Annotated in this window: 1 protein-coding gene and 1 pseudogene; one reads left to right on the top strand and one right to left on the bottom strand. The window is 70.7% G+C overall.

From position 1 onward, the window contains the following. Nucleotides 1–432, top strand: a 432-nt coding sequence (locus J0695_RS39235) for a GDSL-type esterase/lipase family protein (protein WP_242553748.1), incomplete at its 5' end; no start/stop codon positions are given. A 25-nt stretch (nt 433–457) separates the two neighbouring features. On the opposite strand, the pseudogene J0695_RS39230 reads toward J0695_RS39235, so the two are convergent. After that, nucleotides 458–703, bottom strand: a pseudogene (locus tag J0695_RS39230) (capsule biosynthesis protein CapD); the annotation flags it as partial.

Below are 703 nucleotides of genomic sequence, written 5' to 3'. Positions count from 1 at the left end.
CGGTTCGCCCACGACGCCCTGAGCCGACCGGGCGTCACTGACGTGATCCTCTTCGAGGGCATCAACGACATCGGCAACAACGCCGGCCCCGACGGCGGACCGCTGACCGCCCAGGACCTGATCAACGGCTGCCGCGCGCTGATCGCCCAGGCGCACGCCGCCGGAGTCCGAGTCATCGGCGCGACCCTGATGCCGGTCAAGGGCAACGGCTACTACACGCCTGCCGCCGAGGCGCTGCGCCAGAGCGTCAACACATGGATCCGTACGGGCGGCGCCTACGACGGCATCATCGACTTCGACCGCGCCATGCGCGACCCCGCGGACCCTTCGGCCCTGAACCCCGCCTACGACTCGGGCGACCACATCCACCCGAACGACGCGGGCATGAAGGCCATGGCCGACACCGTCGATCTCCGCCTGCTGAGGCACTGACACGGGGCCCGCTCCAGGTACGCGTTCAGCGGAAGGCGCCGGCGTTCTCCGAAGCCCACTGCTGGAACAGCCGGCCCGGAACTCCGGTGACCTGGGAAACGGTGTCGCGCACCGCCAGGAGCTCATCGTTGACGTCTCCACCGGTGACGTCGAGCACCGCGTCCGCGGCCTCGGCCCCGAAGACCACGGCCATCCGCGCGCGGGCCTCCTGGCGGCTGATCCCGGCGAAGGGAATCTCCCGCCCGAGTGCCGCCGCGATGGCCTCGACCTG

The organism is Streptomyces beijiangensis (assembly GCF_017315755.1).
GTDB lineage: Bacteria > Actinomycetota > Actinomycetes > Streptomycetales > Streptomycetaceae > Streptomyces > Streptomyces beijiangensis.
The sequence above is the reverse complement of the archived record's forward strand: the minus strand, read 5'-3'. Positions and strand labels throughout refer to the sequence as shown.